The organism is Acinetobacter sp. YH12136, assembly GCF_013418545.1.
Lineage (GTDB): Bacteria > Pseudomonadota > Gammaproteobacteria > Pseudomonadales > Moraxellaceae > Acinetobacter > Acinetobacter towneri.
Genome location: NZ_VPBV01000014.1, coordinates 57,492 through 78,430 on the forward strand (window position 1 = coordinate 57,492; position 20,939 = coordinate 78,430).

Here is a 20,939-nt window from a genome sequence, read left to right on the forward strand (position 1 = left end):
GATTATACGTATTTCGATTGAATCTTTTGAAGTCGAATACCTCATAAAAAGGATCAAGGCATGCAACAAGAAGTGATCATTGTAGGCGGTGGTATGGTCGGGCTAAGCTTAGCCTTGATGTTGGCTAAGTCAAACATTGCAGTGAAGTTGCTAGAAGCGATTCAATACCCCAATTATGACGATGCCAGCCTTGCGCCGTATCATTCCAGTTTTGATGCACGTAACAGTGCCTTGTCGCGTCGCAGCGTACAAATTTACCAAGAGCTAGGTTTATGGGATGCCTTGCAAGAACATGCTACGCCTATTTTAGAAGTTCAAATTACCGAACAAGATAGTTTTGGCAAGGCACGTTTATTGGCCGAACAAGAAAAAGTCGAAAGCTTTGGTCAGGTGATTGAAAATGCATGGTTAGGTCGAGTGTTGTTGACCGAAGTACGTAAACAACCTTTGATTGAATTGATTGATGGTGTGCAGGTCACCAGTCTTAAACAAGATGCAGATTTTGCCTATATTGAAGCGGTACGTGGTCAGGAACAATTACAGCTTGCTGCCAAACTACTGATTGCTGCCGATGGTCGTGATTCTTTCTGCCGTAAAGCCTTGGGCATTGGTGCATCGGAACATGATTATGACCAAGTAGCGATTGTGACCACAGTGCAAACCTCCAAGCCGCATGCGCATGTGGGTTTTGAGCGTTTTAGTCACTTAGGGCCTTTGGCGTTGCTGCCCTTGCCAGGTGAATATCGCCGTTCTGTGGTGTGGCCTGTGCCAAAAGGTACAGAACATGAATGGATTGGCGATGAAAATGATCAACACTTTTTAAATGCCTTGCAACAAGCCTATGGTGATCGTGCAGGGAAGTTTGAAAAAACAGGACGTCGTTTTAGTTTTCCATTGTCACAAGTTCTGGCAGAAAAACAGGCGGTTGGTCGCGTTGTACTGATGGGTAATGCAGCGCATACCATTCACCCAGTCGCAGGGCAGGGCTTTAACTTGTGTATGCGAGATGCTTACGTATTATTGCGTTATCTCACCGAACAGGCGGCACAGTCAGCAGATTTAGGCGATGCTGCAATGCTGCGTGACTATGAACAATCGCGTTTGAAAGATCAACAGCGAGTCATTAAATTCTGTGACAGCGTGGTACGTGGATTTAGCAATCAAAACCCAATCCTGAAATTTATGCGTAATACAGGCTTAGTCGCGTTTGATACCATTCCAGGCATTAAACCTTTGGTCGCCAATTATGCCATGGGGTTAAAAGCATGATCACAGCAAATCAACAAACGCAAGTGTTAGATGTCGTCATTATTGGTGGCGGCTTGGTGGGAGGCTTAACTGCACTTTTATTGGCACAAGGGGGTGTGCAGGCTACAGTTTTAGATGCCGCACCTATTTTAGATGCAGAGAAAACCCTTGCAGTTGCCAATCCGCGTGTATTGGCTTTAAGTCAGGCCACCATCCACCTGTTAAAAACAGTCAATGTCTGGTCTAAACTGGCGCGACATATGCCGTATAGCGGCATGCAGGTTTGGAATAAAAATGGCTATGGCGAAATTAACTTTGGGGCAAGTAACGAACGTACACCCGCTATTGAGCAGGCTCTGGGTTCAATGGTCGAGCCAAGCATTTTAAATCTAGCGATTCAGCAGCAAATGTTGCAACAAGTGCAAGATTATCGAACGCAAGTCAAAGTGACCCGTTTAGAGCGTGGTGTTGGCGTTTGGCACATTTATTTGGCCGATGGTACACAATTACAGACTAAGCTAGTCATTGGCGCAGATGGTGCTAACTCCTTTGTGCGCGAACAAGCCTTTATTGATTTTGATGTGTTGGATTATCGTCAGGCAGGTCTAACCTGTGCAATTCGTACTGCGCAGCCGCATCAGCATGTTGCACGTCAAATTTTCTTAGAAACTGGTCCTTTGGCCTATTTACCGATGGCAAGTTTACACGCCGAGCAGGAAGGGCATTGGCAGTCGATTGTTTGGACTTTGCCTGATGACTATGCCGAAGAATATGCCAAACTGAATGATGACGACTTTACCCAACTTTTGACTCGTGAAAGTCATCACATGCTTGGGGAAGTCTTAGAGGCAACCCCACGTGCTATTTTCCCACTGAAAGCACGTGCAGCGCAGCGTTATGTGCAAGATGGTTTGGCACTTATTGGTGATGCCGCGCATGTAATTCATCCGCTTGCAGGGCAGGGCGTGAATATTGGTTGTCTGGATGCAGCCGTACTGTGCGATGTGTTGTTGCATGATTTCAAACGTGGTGTTTGGGCGCATGAGCAAACTTTAAAGCGTTACGAGCATCGTCGTAAAGGACAAAATGATGCCATGATGCATAGTATGTCTGCGATTGGCTGGATGGAAACCACCACTTTATTCCCTGTGGTGTGGGCACGTAACTTTGGTTTAAAACAGGTGGAGCAGCTGCCTGCGTTAAAAGATGCCTTTATGTCACAAGCCAGTGGATTAAGCCTGCTTAAAGACACACGCTACGCGGTTTAAAGCAAAACAGTCGTTTTTTGTACGGTCATACATACCTGATTACGAATTTGGTTAAAAAAGATACGTTTTTTTTAATCTAGACTCTATGCGAAAGGCCAAGAGATTGCTAAATTTCATCGTAATTCATAACCAGTTTTCACTTGGACTAAATTGAAGTCATTTGTGGGGAGATTAAGATGACGGACATGAACGATTACGATGATGTAGAAGATTCAACTGTAGACGAAGATGAAGCGAAAGCGGCTGAAAAAGGTGCAGCAGAATCAGAAGAAGGTGCTGTAGATGGTGATCTTGCAGAAGCAGAAACTCTCACTGTAACTGCCAAACTAAAACAGCGTCAGGCATTGGAAGATGAAGTGGCTGCATTCTTGGCGCGTGGCGGAAAAATTACCGAAGTGCCACCAGATGAGTCTGCGCGCGACTAATCTGTTGAACGTGCTTGCTGAACTTGTTGATTGAATTTATTCGTTGAACTGTTGAGTGAGTTAGGGCGGGATGCTTACTATGCAGGCTGCTCTAATGCTTATACCCTCAACATAAAAAAGCATCACCTTGTATAAAGGGTGATGCTTTTTTTTATGCGCGATGATCGTCATCACTGTTATTGCTCAATCGGCTTATTCAGCTGCTTGGCTTAATTCCAACGCACGTTGATAGGCAATTTTCTTTTTAATCCCTGTTAGATCAGCCGCCAATTGTGATGCTGCTTTTACCGATAAATCTTGCAACAAACGCTGCAATAATTGATCTAATTTTTCTTGTTCCATGTCTTTTTCTTCGCTCGCTCCCCCCACCACCAATACAATTTCACCTTTTTGTTGATGATGATCTGCTGCGATAAATTCAGCCAATTCACCTAAAGTCATTTTTTTAATGGTTTCAAAGGTTTTGGTGATTTCACGGGCAAAGCCAACAGGGCGATCTGCACCAAACACGGCAGCCATATCTTTGACTGAATCTAAAATTCGATGTGGTGCTTCATAAAAAATCAGGGTTTGGGTTTCATCTTTTAGCTTTTCAAGTTGTTGTAATCGCTGTGACTGTTTAGAAGCGAGAAATCCCTGAAAACTAAAGCGATCACTTGGTAAGCCAACCGCACTGAGCGCTGCAATGGCTGCACATGCACCCGGCACAGGAATCACACGAATACCATTGGCTTGTGCTGCACGAACCAGTTTAAAACCTGGGTCGCTAATCAGTGGTGTACCTGCATCGCTAATGAGCGCAATATCTTCGCCATTGAGTAATTTTTGGACTAAAATATCAATCTTGTTGCTTTCGTTGTGTTCATGGCAGGCTGTAAGCGGAGTTGAAATATTAAAATGTTTCATTAATTGTGCAGAGGTGCGGGTATCTTCAGCGGCAATTAGGCTGACCGATTTGAGCACATCAATTGAACGGTAGCTCATATCATCTAAGTGACCAATTGGGGTAGCAACAACAAATAACTGGGCACTCATTGAGTTTTCTCCGTGGGAAATAGCAAACTAAAATAAAAATGATGGAACACGAAACAACAGCAGTATTGGCTTGCGTCTGATACAAGTTACAGACCAAGCGCTTATTCTACCTGAATTGCAGTCTGGCGTGTGAAACTCGCGTCATCGCACTTCAGCGAATACTACGATTGCGCACCATAACAAAATAAAAAAAATCGGATATAGCATGAATCAAAAAACACTGCAGCAAAGCATTGGCACATGGGCAGAGCAGACGGCTTGGCAATATTTACATCAACACGGTTGGCGTATGCTGGAGCAGAATTATCACAGTGTTTTTGGTGAAATAGATGGTATTTTTATTCAAGCAGAACAACTGATTTTTGTAGAAGTTAAAGCGCGTTCGCAAACTGGCTATGGCAAAGCCTACGAAGTGGTGTCTGCATCTAAGCAGCGTAAAATTATGAAAACCGCCATGCAGTTTTTAACAGAATATCCACACTATTCAGAATATTATTGTCGTTTTGATGTGATTTGCTTTGATTTTTCTCAGCAATTTGCAAAAACAGTACAGCAAGACTTTTCCAAATTCCCGTATGATTTGCAATGGATTGAAAATGCTTTTACTTTTGATGCAGACTTGATTAATCTTTGAGTGAAATTTAAAGCAAAAGCATCAGTCGGTGTATTGTTGATCGTGCAAATCTAAGGATGAAATGCACAGCACAAGCCAGAATTGAAAGAAAATAATAGGAGTCTTGCTGAGTGTTCAAGCGTATTGCAGTGACCTTGCTGTGTGTAGCAAGTTTATCGGGTTGTGCAAGTTTTATTTCAAGTGGCACAGGCACTGCGCCAGTGGGTACAGAAAGTGGTGCACGCTCACTTGGGCAAGTGTTTATAGATAACTCTATTGAACGTACTGCAAAAATTAATTTATATAAACTGGATTCACGTTTTAAACAATCACGTGTCAATATAGAAAGTTTTCATGGCAATGTGTTGTTGACAGGGCAAGTGCCTGACGCGCATTTAAAACAGTTGGCAGAAGACAATGTGCGTGCCATGAGTGATGTAAAAACCATCCACAATTATATTACAGTGGGTAATCAAATCAGCTATAGCACCATTATGCAGGACACCACGGTTACTGCAAATACCCGTGGTTTGATTATGAAAGCACCTGTGGTGTCAGACAGCAAAGTGCGTATTCATACCGAAGATGGTGTGTTGTATGTGATGGGACGTTTAAACAATGCAGAATTGCAGGATTTAAACCAAGTGCTACAACAAGTGGGCAATGTCACTAAAATTATTACCCTGATTGATAATATTGAGCTACAACCGAGCAACAATGCGAACTTTGTCAGCCCAATGGTTGCTCCAGAAACACAAACGCCAGTCGCGATTGACCCAGATCAGGTTGAACCGACACATGTTCAATAATGTGGAACACTGGTTTAAACAACTGAATAAAACTTTAGAACAGGCGAAACGTATTTATGAAGAATTTCGCCTGTATGATTTGGGCAGCTATGCGCTGAACCGTTTAACGCCACGTCAGGGTTATACCGTTCAAAGCAATATTGCTTATGGTTTACGCGCACGGCATCGTTTGGATTTGTACCGCACCATAACACCACGCCCGCAGCGTCCACTCATGGTGTTTGTGCATGGTGGGGCATGGTCACGTGGCGATAAGCAGGATTATCGTTTTGTGGGCGAAGCTTTTGCAAAAGAAGGCTTTGATGTTGCGGTGATGAACTATCAACTCGCGCCACAGCATATTTTTCCCACCTATATTGATGATTTAACTCTTGCACTGAATTACTTGACTCAGCAGCAACACAAACTGGGTATTTCTACGGCACAGGTGGTATTGATGGGACATTCGGCTGGGGCATTTAATGTGATGTCCTTGTTGTACCATCCCCAGCCCTATGCTTTAAGCTGTAAAGATCACATTCGTGCGATTATTGGTTTGGCAGGGCCTTATCATTTTGATTATAAGGATGATCCGCTATGTGCCGATGCCTTTGATCAAGAGGTGCCGTATCAGGATGTGATGCCGTATTATTTTGTGGAGCCGAATTCAGTCAAACACTATTTATTGGTGGCAGAAAAAGATCAAATTGTGGGGGCAAGTAATGCCACAGACTTCGACCACGTATTAAAGAAATATGGCAATCATAGTGAAATTATTGTCATTCCAAAAACAGGGCATGTCAGTGTTATGGCATCGGTGTCGAGTTTGTTTAGTCGTTTCTTTGCGACCAAACGCCAAATTATGCGTGCTTTAGATCAGGCACTTAAAGATGCGTGATGTTGATTGATCTTCTGTGGAAAATGGTAATTAAAAAAACCGTTGCAGCTTATGGGGTGCAACGGTTTTTTAAATGCAAGATTGCGAATTAGACTTATAGCCAAGCTTTGGTGTCATCTGCCACAGGCGTGCCTTGGGTCACATGCATAATCATGGCATGGGCGATACTGCCTTTAAATGGAATATCAGGCAGTTGATCAAACTTAAAGAACTGTGCATCACGAATTTCTTCTTCCTGTAACTGAATTTCACCGCCTGCATATTCAGCTTTAAAGGCGATCATTAAGTTACTTGGAAAAGGCCACGGCTGGCTGGCAAGATACTGAATATTTTTAAGTTGTACGCCAACTTCTTCAAAAGTTTCACGACGTACTGCTTCTTCGAGTGTTTCACCCACTTCAACAAAGCCTGCGATTAAACCGTAAATGGGCAGTTTATTGCGTGCATTACGCGCCAATAAGACTTCATCTTCACCACGAGTAATCACGGTAATGACACATGGATTTACGCGCGGATATTGGTGATAGCCACAAGCCGGGCAGACCATGGCATATTGAGTCGCATGGACTTCGGTTTTATGACCGCAATGGCTGCAGAATTTGTGGTTGCGACGCCATTCGAGTAACTGAATAGCACGGCTGGCTTGTTCAAACTGTTGGGTGTTCCAGACTTGTAAAAGTTGTCGGATAGGCACCAGTTGAAAGCCTTCAGGAATGGATTCATCTTCAAGCAGATCTCGGGCAATCACTTGATCACCCGAGCTAAAACTTAAATCACTTGCCAACTTTTCCACACGTGGTAATTGGAAGTTTTCATCGACCAAAAGTTGTTGTTGCTGAAAAATATATGCAAGTGAGAGTTCAGTCATTAGGCTACAGTTTTCAATTTTTCACTACTGTCCAATGCTACCTTAAACATGCTTTGTAGAACAGGTTGTTTGTTCTTTAAATTGTCAATCAGCATGTCTGCACTGGCAAGCGTATCTAAGATATTGTTGACTTGTTCAGCAGTTAAGTTTTGTCCTGCTTCGACTTGTGCATGCACAAAATCTGCAGATACTTTCAGTGCTTTTTGACCACTTTCAGCATTCAAGAACAACATTGCCCCTGCAACTTCACGAATTTGCGCTGAAGTATGCTCTAAATCTGCAACACTTTGAGTTTGTAGGTGCTGTGTCAGTGTTTGCGTGATTAAGTCAATCAGTAACTTGGTTTCAGTCAGCAAGGCTTCGTGTGCTTCATCTAAACGATCTAGCGAAATGTTCATGTTATTCACACGTAACTGCAAACGGCTAGAGGTGTGGTGACGTTCAAGCACACCGATTGAGTTCATGGCCGATAAAATCACGTTCATTAATTGCTGGGCAAAGTTTTCATCTTTGAGTAATTCAGGACGGCTTAATGATTCAGCTTGGCGTTGTAAGTCCAAATGCGCTTCATTTAAGTTCAAGACTTTAAACAAGTTTGCTAACTCTGTTAATTTGCCTTGTAATTCCAGCGTTTTTTCAGGACTCATGTTTTGATAGTTGTATTCAATATCATTGCGAATTTGTGTCATTTCTGTGGTGACCAAATCGCTAATGGTATGCATGGTGTCAAAATCTGGACCATATAAATGACGGCTGAATACTTGGAGCTGCATGTCGGTGAGTAAGTCTTCACCAATATTCATTTGACTGCGAATATGTTGAGAAATTTCATCTTCTTGACTAATACACAGGCTCAACACATTCGCAAGATCAGACAAGCTGGCGGTAAAGCTTTCTGGCGTAGCAAAGTATTGACGCATATTGTGCTCAATACTAATAAAAGTACGCAAACGTGGCTCATTCAACAACAAGTTATCAATATGGTTAAAGGCAACGTGTACTAAGCCCCAATATTGCTGACTCGGATGTTGTTCTGCCAAACCTGCCAAATACGTTCCTACCAGTTTAATCGCTTGAAGATCCATGGCAGATTCTTCTTGCTTGAGCAGCTTATGTAATGACAGTTTATATAAGCGATGCACATAAGCCGACTTTTCTAAAGAAGGCACTTGCGGCAATTGGAAACTTGGAGTGATGCAGTCCAATAAAGTTTCAATATGCTGACCTTCTTGAGTCAATGGTTTACCCAATGCCAATTCTAAACGGTTTAAAGTGTCGAGTAGGAATTGTGGAATTTTAACTTCACGTAGGCAAATAAACTCAATATAACGCTTGAGCATGGTGGTGCCTTCGCTAAGTGCAATGACTTCCAGCGTGTTGATATTGCTTGGATTCCCCATAATTTTACGCATCAGCTCTGCTGAGTATTGCGCAATTTTTGCCAAGCTTTCCATATCAATTAAGGCTAAAACCTGAGCACACTGTTCAAACTGATTCAGTGCATCATCAATCCCAAAAGGCAAAGTTTGATCTTCTGCTAAGGTGCTTACTGCGGATTCAACCAGTTTGATAGAATTATCAACCTCATTTTTTATTATCAGTAAGGCAGTTGGATCAAAATGTATAGAGGTTTGGTAAGACATGGATCTGCACCTTTCCTAGTGTTTTATCTGTTTGTTGGTTCTTTGCAAAATACACAAAGTCCTATTTGCTTTAACTATAACTGAACTGGCAAATCTTTAAATACATAAAATTACAAAACTCGTAGATTTTATTTGGCAAAAAAGCAAGGTTTACCGTGTTTTTCTTCAAATTGTTTGACCCAATTCTCATGTGCAGCCAATTCTTCTTCTGATGGCAGAATCACAGCAAGATCAATATCAATACTTAAACGATCACTTTGACGTTGCTGTTCTTCGCTTGCAGACAGAGCATCCATATCAAAGGCGACTTGTCCGCCAGTCATTGCCAAGTAAACATCGGCTAGAATTTCAGCATCTAGTAATGCGCCGTGGAACGTACGGTCACGCGCAGGAATTTCATAGCGTCTGACGAGCGCATCGAGTGAGTTTTTTTGCCCAGGATGCTTACTTTTTGCCATGAGCAGTGAGTCGGTCACTTCGCATACTTCGGACAAATTGCCCAACCCCGCACGACTGAACTCCATATCTAAGAAGTTCATATCGAAGGTGGCGTTATGCGCAATAATTTCTGCACCTTTAAGATATTGATACAGCACATCGGCAATTTCGGCAAACTTGGGTTTGTCTTTTAAGAACTCATCTGAAATACCGTGAATGTTTTCTGATTCACCGACCAGTTTTTCAGGCTGAATATAAATGTGGATGGAACTGCCCGTGAGTTTACGGTTAATCATTTCCAGCGCACCGACTTCAATAATTCGGTCACCATCTTGATAGTAAAAACCTGTGGTTTCAGTATCTAGAATCAATTGGCGTGGACCATGTAAGCTTAGCGTGGCAGGGGTAATCACAATGTGTGGATGATTGGAAAGATCATTTACTGCTGCTGTATCGGCTTCAACGGCATTGATTGCAGTTTCAATTGTTGTTTCTGTTTCTGTTTCTGTTTCTGTTTCTGTTTCTGTTTCTGTTTCTGTTTCTGTGGCTAGGCGTGTGGTTGGCGTCTGCATTATTTCAAGATCGACCTTGACCTGATGATTGTTGTGTACGTCGATTTCTACAGGACGATGCAGCGTACTTGTTTCAATTTCTACATCTTCTTCGATCAAGTCAAAACCGAAAGGATCGTCGAGCAACCAATCAGATTCCGCTTTTTTTTTATCATTTGGGGTAAGCTCGAGCGCAGGGCGAATGTGTTGAGCCGTATTTGTAGTTAAGGTTTTCTGAATTTGATCTGCACCTAAATTGGCAAGCTGATCTGCCATTTCATTGCCTACATGTCCTGCATGACCTTTAATCCAGTGCCATTCAATTTCACGCCCTTGACAGGTGGCATCTAATTTTTGCCAAAGGTCAGGGTTTTTGACATCTTTCCAGTTTTTCTTTTTCCAGCCGTGAATCCACTCGGTAATGCCTTGTTTGACGTAATTGGAGTCAGTCCAAATAATCAGCTTGGCATCCATTGGGCAAAATAAAATGCCTTCAATCGCTGCAGTCAATTCCATACGGTTATTGGTGGTTTGAGCTTCGCCACCATATAATTTATGTTCTTCTTGTTCGGTAACAATATACGCACCCCAGCCACCCAAGCCAGGATTACCACGACAAGCACCATCAACATATAAAGTGATTGTTTGAGACATAAATCAGATCCGCAGGTTGTGCAAAATAAATCAAAATGAAAAGCTATTGTATATCGCAAATTCGGTTTAGACGTGTAAATCCTGTCTATTTTTTAATTTCTTGTAACATTTATAGACGAAACGCGCTAAATTAATGCCTTGTGTCGTTGTCTAGCTCTACTACAATGGCAAGTCTAAAAAATAATTTATATACGAGTTGTTTGGATTTTTTTATGTATAAACCAACCACGCGCATGTGGCAGCCGACTTTACCTTCATTTTTAAAAATTACAGTTTTAGGTTCAGCATTGGCTGCCCTTGGCTTGATGACGGGCTGTAGCTCGACGCAGGGTGCGAGCAAGCCGCTCACTTCAAGTCAGGTCGGTTCGGGTTATTTAGATGCCAGTACTTTAGATGGTCTGGAAGATTTACTCTCTGCAACCGATATGCGCGCGGTAGAAGGTGACCGTTTATTAATTTTAAAACACGGTGATGTCTGGAAGCGTATGACCGTTGGTTTCAAAATGGATTTAAACCATTGGAACCCACGTATTGAAGCGCAGCGAGGCTGGTTTATTTCACGTCAACCGTATTTGGATCGTTTAAGTGCGCGTGCGTCACGTTATTTGTATCACACGGTTAAAGAAGCTGAACGTCGTGGTATGCCAACTGAATTGGCGTTGTTACCTGTGATTGAAAGTTCCTATGACCCTGCAGCAACCAGTAGCGCAGCTGCCGCAGGTTTATGGCAGTTCATTCCAAGTACAGGGCGTATTTACGGCTTAAAACAAACTTCGATGTACGATGGTCGCCGAGATGTCGTGGAGTCGACTCGTGCTGCCTATGAGTTTTTGGGCAGTTTGTATAATCAGTTTGGTTCTTGGGAATTGGCATTGGCGGCTTATAACGCAGGCCCGGGTCGTATTCAACAAGCCATTAACCGCAATAAAGCTGCAGGTTTACCAACCGATTATTGGTCTTTAAAACTGCCGCAAGAAACCATGAACTATGTGCCGCGTTTCTTGGCGGTAGCACAAATTATTAAAAGCCCGCATGCTTATGGCGTGTCTTTACCCCCAATTGCCAACCGTCCACACTTCCGTGAAATTAATGTGGGCGCGGTGAATTTAAATGATGTGGCCAATATTACCGGTCTCAGCCGTGCCGAACTGTATTCGCTTAACCCTGGACATCGTGGGGATCGGATTGACACCCAAAGTCCAATGCGTATTTTGATTCCTGCAGATTTAAGCCCAACAGTCGATGCACGATTGAAAAAACTACAAGGTGGTGGCGGTTTATGGGCAAGCAATAGCAGCAACACACCATCGTTTTCATCTTCTGGTGTGACCATTACACCATCTAAATCTGAGCCACCTGCGTTAACGACCAGTACAACAACCAGAACGACTATAGGCAAGCCTGCTGCCTCTACGGCAGTCACAACTACCACTACACCAAGCACAGCATCGACTACAGCCAGTGTTTCAAAACCAGCAACGACTACGCCTACACGTTTGTCACGTACGCCACAAGGTTCGGACGCTTTGGCAGCATTTGCTGCGGGTAGCGATATTCCAAGTGCGCCGCGTATTCCTGTTGCTGTTACACCTGCTGCCAATATTCAGCCTGTGCGGATTGAACCACCAATTTCCAATACTGAGCGTGAGCAAATTCTTGCAGCAGTGCAGGCAGAAGGTAGCAATAAAACTGTAGAAGAAGTGTTGCAGCCTGTGGCTTCTAAAGCAGAGCAAGAACAACTTGTGGCTGAGTTAAAACAAATTGCGCCTCAAGGCACTGAAATTGTTGATCCATACGATGGAAAAATTAAGCTGACCGCTATTCAAACCAGTCTGTCTGTTGCAGAGCAGCAAGGTAAAGAATTAACCAAAGGTTTTGCTTACCCGAAAAGTGTGGCAGAAAATACGCGCCTAGATTCAGAAGAAGCAAAGCGTAACCAAGGTAAGAATTATGTGCGTACGGAGTCTGAAGTGGTGGTCGTACCACCAAAAGGCAAACGTACCACGTACACCGTGTTAGCGGGGGACACCTTGGCCAGTATTGCCATGAAAAATGGCTTGAACTGGCGTGATATTGCCAAGTGGAACCAAATTGCTCCAGATGCAACTTTGTATGTGGGCACCAGTATTTATTTATACGACGCCAAGCCACAAGTACAGGCAGAGCCTGCTAAGCCAAAAACCATGCCTGAGCAATACGTGGTGCAAGCCAATGATACCTTAACAGGTGTCGCCAGTCAGTTTGGTTTAACTGTAAAACAATTGGCAGATTTTAATAACTTAAGCACCACCAGTGGCTTATTTGTAGGGCAGCGTCTAAGTTTAAAAGAAACGGCTGCATCTAAAGCCAAAGCAGAAGCCGACAAAAAAGCCGCAGAACAGGCTGCAAAAATCGCAACCAAAACTTACGTAGTGAAGCGTGGCGAATACTTAAAACTGATTGCAGACCGTTATGCCTTGTCAAATCAGGAATTGGCTGATTTAACTCCAGGTTTAAACGCGAACAGTAGCTTATTGGTTGGGCAACGCATTAATGTGCCTGTAAATGAAGTGACTGTACAAAAAACGGAAGCGAGCAAAGCTGAAGCCAGTAAGTCAGAAACAAAAGCAGCAGAGCCAAACTATCCGACTGAAAACTACCAAGTACAGCGTGGTGATACTTTATCGAGCATTGCCAACCAAGCCAAAATTTCTTTGGCAGAGCTCGCCAGTTTAAATAATATAAGCACGCAAAGCGGTGTGCGCATTGGTCAAACCCTCAAAGTGCCTGCAGGTGTCAATGTGCCTGAGCGTTATACGGTACAACGTGGCGATACCTTATCGGCGATTTCGACAAAATATAATCTCAGCCAAGACTATATTGCAGACTTAAACAATCTAAGCCGTAACAGTGGTTTAAGAGCAGGACAAATTCTTAAACTCACGGGTGATGTTCCTGAGAAAAAAGCCCAAGTTGAAGCGGTGGCTGAAACCACCAATGATATTCACGTGGTCAAAGCAGGGGAAACTTTAAGCAGTATTGCGCGCCAATATAAATTGCAATTGAATTATTTGGCAGAGCTGAATGATCTTTCACGTACTGCCAATGTCCGCATTGGACAACGCTTAAAAGTCGATGCCAGCGCTGCAAAAAATGAAGTAAAAACAGAGGTCGTAAGTGCTGCGAAAAGCAGCAGTAGTAAAGCCACCGAAACTTATACCGTTAAAAGTGGTGAGTCTTTAAATTCGATTGCCAGCCGTGTGGGTGTGTCGGTTGCAGAATTGGCGAGTTTAAATAACTTAACGCCACGTTCAGGTTTACGCATTGGACAAAATATTCAAGTTCCCAAAACCGTAACTGAATATAAAGTGAAACGTGGGGATACGCTGATTGGCTTATCCAGTCGTTATGGCATCGACACCAAAGCATTGGCAGATTTAAATGATATGCAGCCAAATACTCAATTGCGTATTGGCGATGTGATTAAAGTCCCGAATCTGTAAAGTTTAATCCTGAGGATGTCATGTTTTGACGGCATCCTCAGGAATACTGCACAAGGAGCTGTGTGCATGTCATTTGCCATAAAAAAGACACACCAATATCTGGGCTGTATTTTAGGTTGTGTGGTCTTGCCGCAGTTTGGATGGGCTGCGTTACAAACCACGCCCTATATTGCCGTACATAGCCAGCCTCAGTATGTGGGGCGCTCGGCTATGCCTTATGCCAACCCGCAAGCGCCCAAAGGTGGCGATTTAATTCGTGCCAGTAATGGCACTTTTGATAATTTAAATGACATGAATGGCAAGGGCAGCTCAACCGATGGGGTGAGTTTTATATTCGATTCACTCATGAGCAGTTCTTTAGATGAGCCAGGGGTGATGTATCCCTTATTGGCAGAAAAAGTCAGCTATGACCCCAAGCAAACTGCATTTGTCATTTTTCATTTAAATCCTAAAGCTAAATTTAGTGATGGCAGCCTAGTTACAGCAGATGATGTGAAATTCAGTTTTGATGCTTTTCAGACCAAGTCTAATCCAGGTTTGCAAATGTATTTATCCGATTTAGATAAAACCACGGTCTTGTCTAAGCATCAGGTTAAAGTCAGTTTTAAATCCACTAACAATGCAGAAATGCCGCTGATTTTGTCGCAAATGCCAATCTATTCTAAAAAAGACTGGCAAAAGCGTGACTTTACCCGCATCACACTAGAACCGATTTTAGGTTCAGGGCCGTATCTTATTGAGCGGATTGATGCAGGGCGCAGCATTACTTATAAGCGTAATCCAAATTATTGGGGCAAAGATTTACCCGTAAATAAAGGGCGCTATAATTTTGACCGCCTGAAGTATGTTTATTATCGCAATCTGGATATTGCCTTCGAAGGGTTTAAGTCGGGGCAATACACGTTGCATGAAGAATATACCGCACGAAAATGGGTCACTGAATATCGTTTTCCTGCTGTGAATGCGGGCATGGTGGTCAAGCATAAATTTCAGCACCAAAACCCAATTCCGACCCAAAGTTTTGTTTTTAATACCCGCAGACATGCGTTTCAGGATATTCGTTTTAGGCAGGCTTTAACCTACGCTTATGATTTTGAATGGCAAAACAAAGCCTTGTTTTATGGGCAATATCGCCGTTTGCAAAGTTATTTTTCTAACAGTGAATTAGAAGCCAAAGGCACACCTTCAGCCGCAGAATTGTCTGTTTTAAAACCCTATTTGGCCAAGCTGCATCCTATTCAACGCCAAGGCGTATTGCAAAATTGGCAGTATCCTGTGACTGATGCCAGTGGCTTTAACCGTAACGGCTTGCTTAAAGCCCGTGAATTGCTTTTGAAAGCGGGTTATCGTTTTCAGCAAGGTAAATTGGTCGATGCCAAAGGCAAAGCCATTCAAATTGAATTTTTAATTCATCAGGATGGTTTGCAACGCACATTAGTGCCTTTTGTGCGCAATATGAAACGTCTGGGCGTTACGGTAAATATTCGGCATGTCGATGTGCCGCAATATATTGAACGCATGCGCCGTGCCGATTTTGATATGACCACCAGTGTCATGCCGCAATCTTTAAGTCCAGGCAATGAGCAAGCACAGCTTTGGAGTAGTGCTGCCGCAGATCAACCAGGAAACTATAATTACGCAGGCATTAAAAACCCAGTAATTGATGAAGTGGTACAACAGTTGATTCGTGCGCCTAATCGTGAACAATTGATTGTGCGTACCAAAGTTTTGGATCGTTTATTACGTGCGGGGTATTATCAAATTCCAACCTATGGCAAAGGTGAAAACTGGTATGCCTATTGGAATATGTATCGTCAGCCCGCCATCAAACCTAAACTATCGGCAGGAATTGATTATTGGTGGAGTGATGCTGCCCAAGCCAAGAAAGTTGCACATTATTTACGTCAACAATAACGATTTTAAAACTCAAGCATGACAGTGTTTGCGATAAACCAGAACATTGCCAAAAGGTAAGTACATGGGCACATACATACTCAAAAGATTGCTCCTGATTATTCCAACCTTGTTTTTCATTTTATTGATTAACTTTGTGGTGATTCAAATTGCACCGGGCGGTCCAGTCGAACAGGCGATTCAGCAAGCCGAAGCCTTTCAGGGCATGGGGGCGACAGGCGGTGAAACTGCTGCAACCTCCAATAGCAGCAATTATCAAGGTGCTAAAGGTTTAAGTGATGAAATGGTCGCAAAAATCGAAGCGCAATATGGATTCGATAAACCTGCACATGAACGCTTTTGGCAAATGCTCACCAGCTATGTGCAGTTCGATTTTGGCACCAGCTTTTTTAAAGATAAACCTGTGACCCAATTGTTATGGGAAAAATTACCTGTATCGCTATCTTTAGGTTTATGGAGCACCTTGCTGATTTATTTAATTTCTATTCCTTTAGGCATTAAAAAAGCCCGTCAGCATGGCTTGTTGTTTGATAAAGCCACTTCTATTTTGTTGGCGATTGGCTATGCCATTCCTGCGTTTGCCTTTGCTATTTTACTGATTGTATTTTTTGCAGGCGGTTCATATTTTCAGTGGTTTCCTTTACAGGGTTTGGTGTCTGAAAACTTTGCTCAATTGAGTCTGTGGGGAAAAATCACCGATTATTTTTGGCACATGACTTTGCCTTTATTGGCGATGGTGATTGGTGGTTTTGCAGGGCTGACCTATCTGACCAAATATTCATTTATGGAAGAATTAAACAAACAATATGTGTTGGCGGCACGTTCTAAAGGTCTTACTGAATCGCGTGTGTTATATGGGCATGTGTTTCGTAATGCCATGCTGATTGTGATTGCAGGTTTACCCGAAGCGTTGGTGAGTATTTTCTTTGTTGGGAATTTATTCATCGAAATTATTTTTAATTTAGATGGATTAGGCCTGCTTGGTTTTGAGGCGATTGTACAGCGTGATTATCCTGTAATTTTTGGTACTTTGTTTATTTTTACCTTATTGGGCTTAATTCTACGCTTAATCAGCGATGTGTTATATCAGGTGATTGACCCACGTATTAGTTTTGAATCGCGAGGGGCAAAATAATGTCACCGATCATGCAGGCGCGTGTGCAGCGTTTTAAACAGAATAAATTGGGTTTTGGTTGTTTCATTGTCTTTATCATTATTTTTGTGTTGTCTTTGGCGGCAGAACTGATTGCCAATGATAAACCGTTATTGGTCAAATATGAGCAATCTTTATATCTGCCAGTGTTAAAGGCTTATCCTGAAACGACTTTTGGGGGCGTATTTGAAACCGAAGCCGATTATAAAGACCCTGTGGTGCAACAACTGATTGCAGACCGAGGATGGGCAGTTTGGCCGCTCATTGAGTTTTCTTACCAGACTCCGAATTTAGATTTGACCGTGCCTGTACCTTCACCACCAACTGCACAAAACTGGCTAGGTACAGATGACCAAGGGCGCGATGTGTTGGCGCGAATTTTATATGGCTTGCGTGTATCGTTGTTATTTGGCTTTGCATTGACTTTTGCATCGGCAGCTTTGGGCATTTTGGTCGGGGCAATTCAGGGCTACTATGGCGGCTGGGTCGATTTAATTGGTCAGCGCGTTTTAGAGGTGTGGGGCGGTTTACCGATGCTGTTCATGGTGATGATTTTGGTCAGCATGTTTACCCCAAGTGTGTATTGGCTATTTGTGATTATGCTGTTATTTGGCTGGACGACACTGGTCGGCTTGGTTCGAGCAGAATTTTTACGCGCCCGAAATTTTGACTATGTCCGTGCAGCGCGAAGTTTAGGCGTAACCGATCGTACCATTATGTTTCGGCATATTTTACCCAATGCCATGAGTTCGAGTTTGTCGCAGTTGCCATTTATGCTAACCGCCAATATTACAGCTTTAACCGCACTGGATTTTTTAGGTTACGGCTTATCGCCCGATGCAGCATCTTTAGGGGAGTTGTTGTTACAAGGTAAAAATAATTTAAATGCACCGTGGTTGGCATTGTCAGGCTTTTTTACCTTAGCAATTGTGCTGTCCTTGTTAATTTATATTGGGGAGGCGACCCGTGATGCATTCGATCCAAGACGTTAATTCTTCAACTGCATCACAGCCTGCAGTATTGCTAACAGTCAGTCATCTGCGTATTCAGCAGCAACAGGTTTTATTGCACGATTTAAACTTTGAGCTGCATGCAGGCGAAACCATTGCTTTGGTTGGTGAAAGTGGTTCTGGAAAATCTATTAGTAGTTTGGCATTGCTGGGTTTATTGCCCGAACATTTACAGGTGCAAGGTCAGGCAGTCTTTGCAGAACAAGATTTACTTCGCCTTAAACCGCAACAATTGCGACAAGTTCGTGGTCAAAAAATTGCCATGATTTTTCAGGAACCAATGACGGCTTTAAATCCGTTGCATCGAGTGGAAAAAATTATTGGTGAAAGTTTATTACTCCAAGGTTGGAGCAAAGAAAAAACGCGTGCTCGGGTGCTGCAATTACTTGCAGATGTCGGCATTCCACAGCCTGAAGAAAAACTAAAGCGTTATCCACATGAATTATCTGGGGGGCAACGTCAGCGAGTGATGATCGCAATGGCGTTGGCACTCGATCCCGATATTTTAATTGCTGATGAACCAACTACGGCTTTAGATGTGACTTTGCAGGCGCAGATTTTGGATTTATTAAAAAGCCTGCAAGTGCGTCGTAATATGGCCATGATTTTGATCAGCCACGATTTGAATTTAGTCAAACACTATGCAGATCGGGTAATTGTAATGAATCAGGGGCGGGTCGAAGAACAGGGCAGTGTGGCAGATATTTTTAATAGACCGCAGCAAGCCTATACCCAAAACTTGTTGAATCATGATTTTGGTGAAGCTTTGCAGGTTGATGAGTTGCCGACCATTTTGGAGTTGGAGCAGGTTGCTGTGAAATTCCCGATTAAACAAGGCTTGCTGAATCGGGTTAAAGATTATGTGGTTGCGGTTGAGCCGTTAAGCTTGCAACTTCCGCAAGGTCAATCTATTGGTATTGTCGGTGAAAGTGGTTCGGGTAAAAGTTCATTGGCACTTGCAATTGCACGATTGATTGAAAGTGAGGGAAAAATTGAACTACTTGGGCAAGATCTGAATCAACTGAATGAACGCCAATTGCGTCCCTTACGTCAGCAGTTTCAAATTGTATTTCAAGACCCGTTTAGCAGCTTAAATCCACGTTTAAATGTGGAGCAAACCATTGGTGAGGGTTTGGCATTGCAACAATTGTCCAAGCCTGAAATCATCCAGCGCATTGATGAAGCTCTAAGCAAAGTGGAATTGCCTGTGAGTTTTAAACAACGCTATCCGCATGAATTGTCGGGTGGGCAACGTCAACGGATTGCATTAGCACGCGCGTTGGTGCTGCGTCCTAAACTGTTAATTATGGATGAGCCGACTTCTGCCTTAGACCGTACCACGCAACGTGCTGTCGTGCAGCTGTTACGCCGTTTGCAGCAGCAAGAACAGATGAGCTATTTGTTTATTAGCCACGATTTGCAAGTGGTGAAAGCACTGTGTCAAAAAGTGTTGGTGCTGCATCAAGCGAAAGTCATGGAATTTCAAGATACTGTACAGTTATTTAGCCATCCGCAAACAGAATATACCCGTCAATTGATTGCTGCCAGTGAGTATTAAACCTTCAATATTTTTAAACAGCTATTTCGGCTGGCTGACTTGTTTTACCATTTTGACAATAAGATTTGTCAAAATGGCATTGACCTGTTCCGAAAAATCTTTAGAGTAAAAAAGACCAATAAAACACAATACGGAACAGTGTATGAGCCATCTTGCCGAAACAATTCAGATTCGTAATACCATGTTTAAAAATCGCATCATTAAAGGCGCGATGAGTGAGGCGCTTGCCAACACGGCAGGGCAGCCGAATAGCCTGCATTTAGGTCTATATGAAGCATGGGCAAAAGGTGGTTTGGGCTGTGCCATCACTGGCAACGTAATGGTCGATTTACGTGCCAAAAATGAACCGGGTGTTGTGGGAATTGAATCAGACCGAGATATAGAAAAGCTCAAACAGTGGGCAGAAGTTGGTAAACGTTATGGCATGGTGCAATTGGTACAGTTGTCACATCCTGGGCGGCAATGTCCGAAAGGTTTGAATAAAGAAACGGTTGCACCTTCGGCTGTGCCTTTTAGTCCAAGTTTAGCTTTGAGTTTTGGTACACCACGTGAACTACATGAAGATGAAATCCTCGATATTATTCAGCGTTTTGCCAAAGCTGCACAGATTTGTGAGCAAGCGGGCTTTGAAGGGATTCAACTGCATGGTGCGCATGGCTATTTGATCAGCCAGTTTTTATCGCCACTGACCAATAAACGCCAAGACCAATGGGGCGGCAATATTGAAAACCGTATGCGCTTTTTGATGCAAATTTATCAAGCGGTACGTGCAGCGACCTCAGACAATTTTATTGTATCAGTCAAACTAAACTCTGCAGATTTTCAACGTGGCGGCATCACTGAAGAAGAAGTGATTAGCGTGTTTAAAGCCATGGATGAAGCAGGTATAGATATGATTGAAATTTCAGGTGGTACTTATGAAGCACCCGCGATGGCAGGCTCTAAAGCTGATAAACGTAAACCAAGTACCATTGCCCGTGAAGCCTATTTTTTATCTTTTGCGGAATTGATTCGCAGTCAGGTGAAATGCCACTTAATGGTGACAGGTGGTTTTAGAACGGTAGTTGCCATGAATGCTGCTTTGGACAGTGGTGCATGTGACTTTATTGGGATCGCCCGACCATTTGCGGTAGAAACCGATTTAGCCAACCGTTTGTTGGCGGGTCAAGATGTACGTTACGGGGTCGATAAAATTAAAACTGGTATCCCGATGATTGATAAAATGGCAATTATGGAAATTATTTGGTATGCCGCGCAGTTCAAAGCAATTGCACAAGGCAAGCGTCCAAACCCGAAACTCTCGCCTTTAAAAGTCTTTTTCAAATATTTAAAAGGCAATTTAACTGCGGTGATTAAAGGACAGGTCAACTCACGTAAATCAGCTTGATTCGTA

16 protein-coding genes are annotated in these 20,939 nt (G+C 43.1%); 12 read left to right on the plus strand and 4 right to left on the minus strand.

The features are described 5' to 3' along the window. Positions 1 to 60: 60 nt before the first annotated feature. The 3 genes from ubiH to FTU71_RS08135 all read left to right on the plus strand — a co-directional run bounded on the left by ubiH (position 61) and on the right by FTU71_RS08135 (position 2,941). Positions 61 to 1,269 carry a 2-octaprenyl-6-methoxyphenyl hydroxylase gene (ubiH, locus tag FTU71_RS08125; RefSeq protein ID WP_179991267.1) on the plus strand — a complete coding sequence of 403 codons (1,209 nt, stop codon included), beginning with the start codon at positions 61 to 63 and terminating at the stop codon, positions 1,267 to 1,269. Next, positions 1,266 to 2,516, plus strand: a complete 1,251-nt coding sequence (locus FTU71_RS08130) for an FAD-dependent monooxygenase (RefSeq protein ID WP_154320491.1) — start codon at positions 1,266 to 1,268, stop codon at positions 2,514 to 2,516. The genes ubiH and FTU71_RS08130 overlap by 4 nt, the downstream gene beginning before the upstream one ends. 176 nt (positions 2,517 to 2,692) lie before the next feature. After that, complete coding sequence (locus FTU71_RS08135) at positions 2,693 to 2,941, plus strand: hypothetical protein (protein ID WP_004972644.1); 249 nt, start codon at positions 2,693 to 2,695, stop codon at positions 2,939 to 2,941. 192 nt (positions 2,942 to 3,133) lie between these two features. On the opposite strand, the gene rsmI is transcribed toward FTU71_RS08135, so the two are convergent. Further along, complete coding sequence (gene rsmI / locus FTU71_RS08140) at positions 3,134 to 3,976, minus strand: 16S rRNA (cytidine(1402)-2'-O)-methyltransferase (protein ID WP_179991266.1); 843 nt, start codon at positions 3,974 to 3,976, stop codon at positions 3,134 to 3,136. A gap of 205 nt (positions 3,977 to 4,181) precedes the next feature. Between rsmI and FTU71_RS08145 the strand changes: the two genes are divergently transcribed. From FTU71_RS08145 to FTU71_RS08155, 3 genes are all read left to right on the plus strand, one after another. Beyond that, complete coding sequence (locus tag FTU71_RS08145; protein ID WP_004972647.1) at positions 4,182 to 4,610, plus strand: YraN family protein; 429 nt, start codon at positions 4,182 to 4,184, stop codon at positions 4,608 to 4,610. 110 nt (positions 4,611 to 4,720) lie between these two features. Next, positions 4,721 to 5,398, plus strand: coding sequence for a BON domain-containing protein (locus FTU71_RS08150; RefSeq protein WP_004972649.1), 678 nt, complete (start codon positions 4,721 to 4,723; stop codon positions 5,396 to 5,398). Beyond that, entirely contained in the window at positions 5,388 to 6,275 is an 888-nt protein-coding gene (locus tag FTU71_RS08155) for an alpha/beta hydrolase (RefSeq protein ID WP_096902167.1), read from the plus strand. Before FTU71_RS08150 ends, FTU71_RS08155 begins: the two co-directional genes overlap by 11 nt. Before the next feature lie 94 nt (positions 6,276 to 6,369). On the opposite strand, the gene nudC is transcribed toward FTU71_RS08155, so the two are convergent. The 3 genes from nudC to dnaQ form a co-directional block, all read right to left on the minus strand. After that, on the minus strand, positions 6,370 to 7,143 hold the full coding sequence (gene nudC, locus FTU71_RS08160) for an NAD(+) diphosphatase (protein ID WP_096902169.1): 774 nt from the start codon (positions 7,141 to 7,143) through the stop codon (positions 6,370 to 6,372). Continuing rightward, a complete protein-coding gene (locus FTU71_RS08165; RefSeq protein WP_096902171.1) occupies positions 7,143 to 8,786 on the minus strand; it encodes a chemotaxis protein in 1,644 nt (547 codons plus the stop codon). Before FTU71_RS08165 ends, nudC begins: the two co-directional genes overlap by 1 nt. A 128-nt stretch (positions 8,787 to 8,914) precedes the next feature. After that, positions 8,915 to 10,429 (minus strand): DNA polymerase III subunit epsilon, encoded by a 1,515-nt coding sequence (dnaQ, locus tag FTU71_RS08170; RefSeq protein ID WP_180061157.1) that lies wholly within the window; start codon positions 10,427 to 10,429, stop codon positions 8,915 to 8,917. A 212-nt stretch (positions 10,430 to 10,641) separates the two neighbouring features. On the opposite strand from dnaQ, the gene FTU71_RS08175 reads away from it, so the two are divergent. The 6 genes from FTU71_RS08175 (at position 10,642) to FTU71_RS08200 (ending at position 20,933) form a co-directional block, all read left to right on the plus strand. Continuing rightward, positions 10,642 to 13,911: a LysM peptidoglycan-binding domain-containing protein gene (locus FTU71_RS08175; RefSeq protein WP_180111791.1), complete on the plus strand. Its 3,270-nt coding sequence runs from the start codon at positions 10,642 to 10,644 to the stop codon at positions 13,909 to 13,911. Positions 13,912 to 13,977: 66 nt separating this feature from the next. After that, positions 13,978 to 15,825 carry an extracellular solute-binding protein gene (locus FTU71_RS08180; protein WP_180111793.1) on the plus strand — a complete coding sequence of 616 codons (1,848 nt, stop codon included), beginning with the start codon at positions 13,978 to 13,980 and terminating at the stop codon, positions 15,823 to 15,825. 64 nt (positions 15,826 to 15,889) lie between these two features. Further along, positions 15,890 to 16,960: a microcin C ABC transporter permease YejB gene (locus FTU71_RS08185; protein WP_004972662.1), complete on the plus strand. Its 1,071-nt coding sequence runs from the start codon at positions 15,890 to 15,892 to the stop codon at positions 16,958 to 16,960. Then, entirely contained in the window at positions 16,960 to 17,970 is a 1,011-nt protein-coding gene (locus FTU71_RS08190; RefSeq protein WP_180111795.1) for an ABC transporter permease, read from the plus strand. The genes FTU71_RS08185 and FTU71_RS08190 overlap by 1 nt, the downstream gene beginning before the upstream one ends. After that, a complete protein-coding gene (locus FTU71_RS08195; RefSeq protein WP_179996132.1) occupies positions 17,948 to 19,546 on the plus strand; it encodes an ABC transporter ATP-binding protein in 1,599 nt (532 codons plus the stop codon). Before FTU71_RS08190 ends, FTU71_RS08195 begins: the two co-directional genes overlap by 23 nt. 142 nt (positions 19,547 to 19,688) lie before the next feature. Continuing rightward, positions 19,689 to 20,933: an NADH:flavin oxidoreductase/NADH oxidase family protein gene (locus FTU71_RS08200; RefSeq protein WP_004972669.1), complete on the plus strand. Its 1,245-nt coding sequence runs from the start codon at positions 19,689 to 19,691 to the stop codon at positions 20,931 to 20,933. Positions 20,934 to 20,939: the final 6 nt, after the last annotated feature.

Bases quoted from the DNA above. Each gene is read 5' to 3' on its own strand.
- ubiH (WP_179991267.1), top strand. From the start codon at position 61: ATGCAACAAGAAGTGATCATTGTAGGCGGTGGTATGGTCGGGCTAAGC.
- FTU71_RS08130 (WP_154320491.1), top strand. From the start codon at position 1,266: ATGATCACAGCAAATCAACAAACGCAAGTGTTAGATGTCGTCATTATT.
- FTU71_RS08135 (WP_004972644.1), top strand. From the start codon at position 2,693: ATGACGGACATGAACGATTACGATGATGTAGAAGATTCAACTGTAGAC.
- rsmI (WP_179991266.1), bottom strand. From the start codon at position 3,976: ATGAGTGCCCAGTTATTTGTTGTTGCTACCCCAATTGGTCACTTAGAT.
- FTU71_RS08145 (WP_004972647.1), top strand. From the start codon at position 4,182: ATGAATCAAAAAACACTGCAGCAAAGCATTGGCACATGGGCAGAGCAG.
- FTU71_RS08155 (WP_096902167.1), top strand. From the start codon at position 5,388: ATGTTCAATAATGTGGAACACTGGTTTAAACAACTGAATAAAACTTTA.
- nudC (WP_096902169.1), bottom strand. From the start codon at position 7,143: ATGACTGAACTCTCACTTGCATATATTTTTCAGCAACAACAACTTTTG.
- FTU71_RS08165 (WP_096902171.1), bottom strand. From the start codon at position 8,786: ATGTCTTACCAAACCTCTATACATTTTGATCCAACTGCCTTACTGATA.
- dnaQ (WP_180061157.1), bottom strand. From the start codon at position 10,429: ATGTCTCAAACAATCACTTTATATGTTGATGGTGCTTGTCGTGGTAAT.
- FTU71_RS08175 (WP_180111791.1), top strand. From the start codon at position 10,642: ATGTATAAACCAACCACGCGCATGTGGCAGCCGACTTTACCTTCATTT.
- FTU71_RS08180 (WP_180111793.1), top strand. From the start codon at position 13,978: ATGTCATTTGCCATAAAAAAGACACACCAATATCTGGGCTGTATTTTA.
- FTU71_RS08185 (WP_004972662.1), top strand. From the start codon at position 15,890: ATGGGCACATACATACTCAAAAGATTGCTCCTGATTATTCCAACCTTG.
- FTU71_RS08190 (WP_180111795.1), top strand. From the start codon at position 16,960: ATGTCACCGATCATGCAGGCGCGTGTGCAGCGTTTTAAACAGAATAAA.
- FTU71_RS08195 (WP_179996132.1), top strand. From the start codon at position 17,948: ATGCATTCGATCCAAGACGTTAATTCTTCAACTGCATCACAGCCTGCA.
- FTU71_RS08200 (WP_004972669.1), top strand. From the start codon at position 19,689: ATGAGCCATCTTGCCGAAACAATTCAGATTCGTAATACCATGTTTAAA.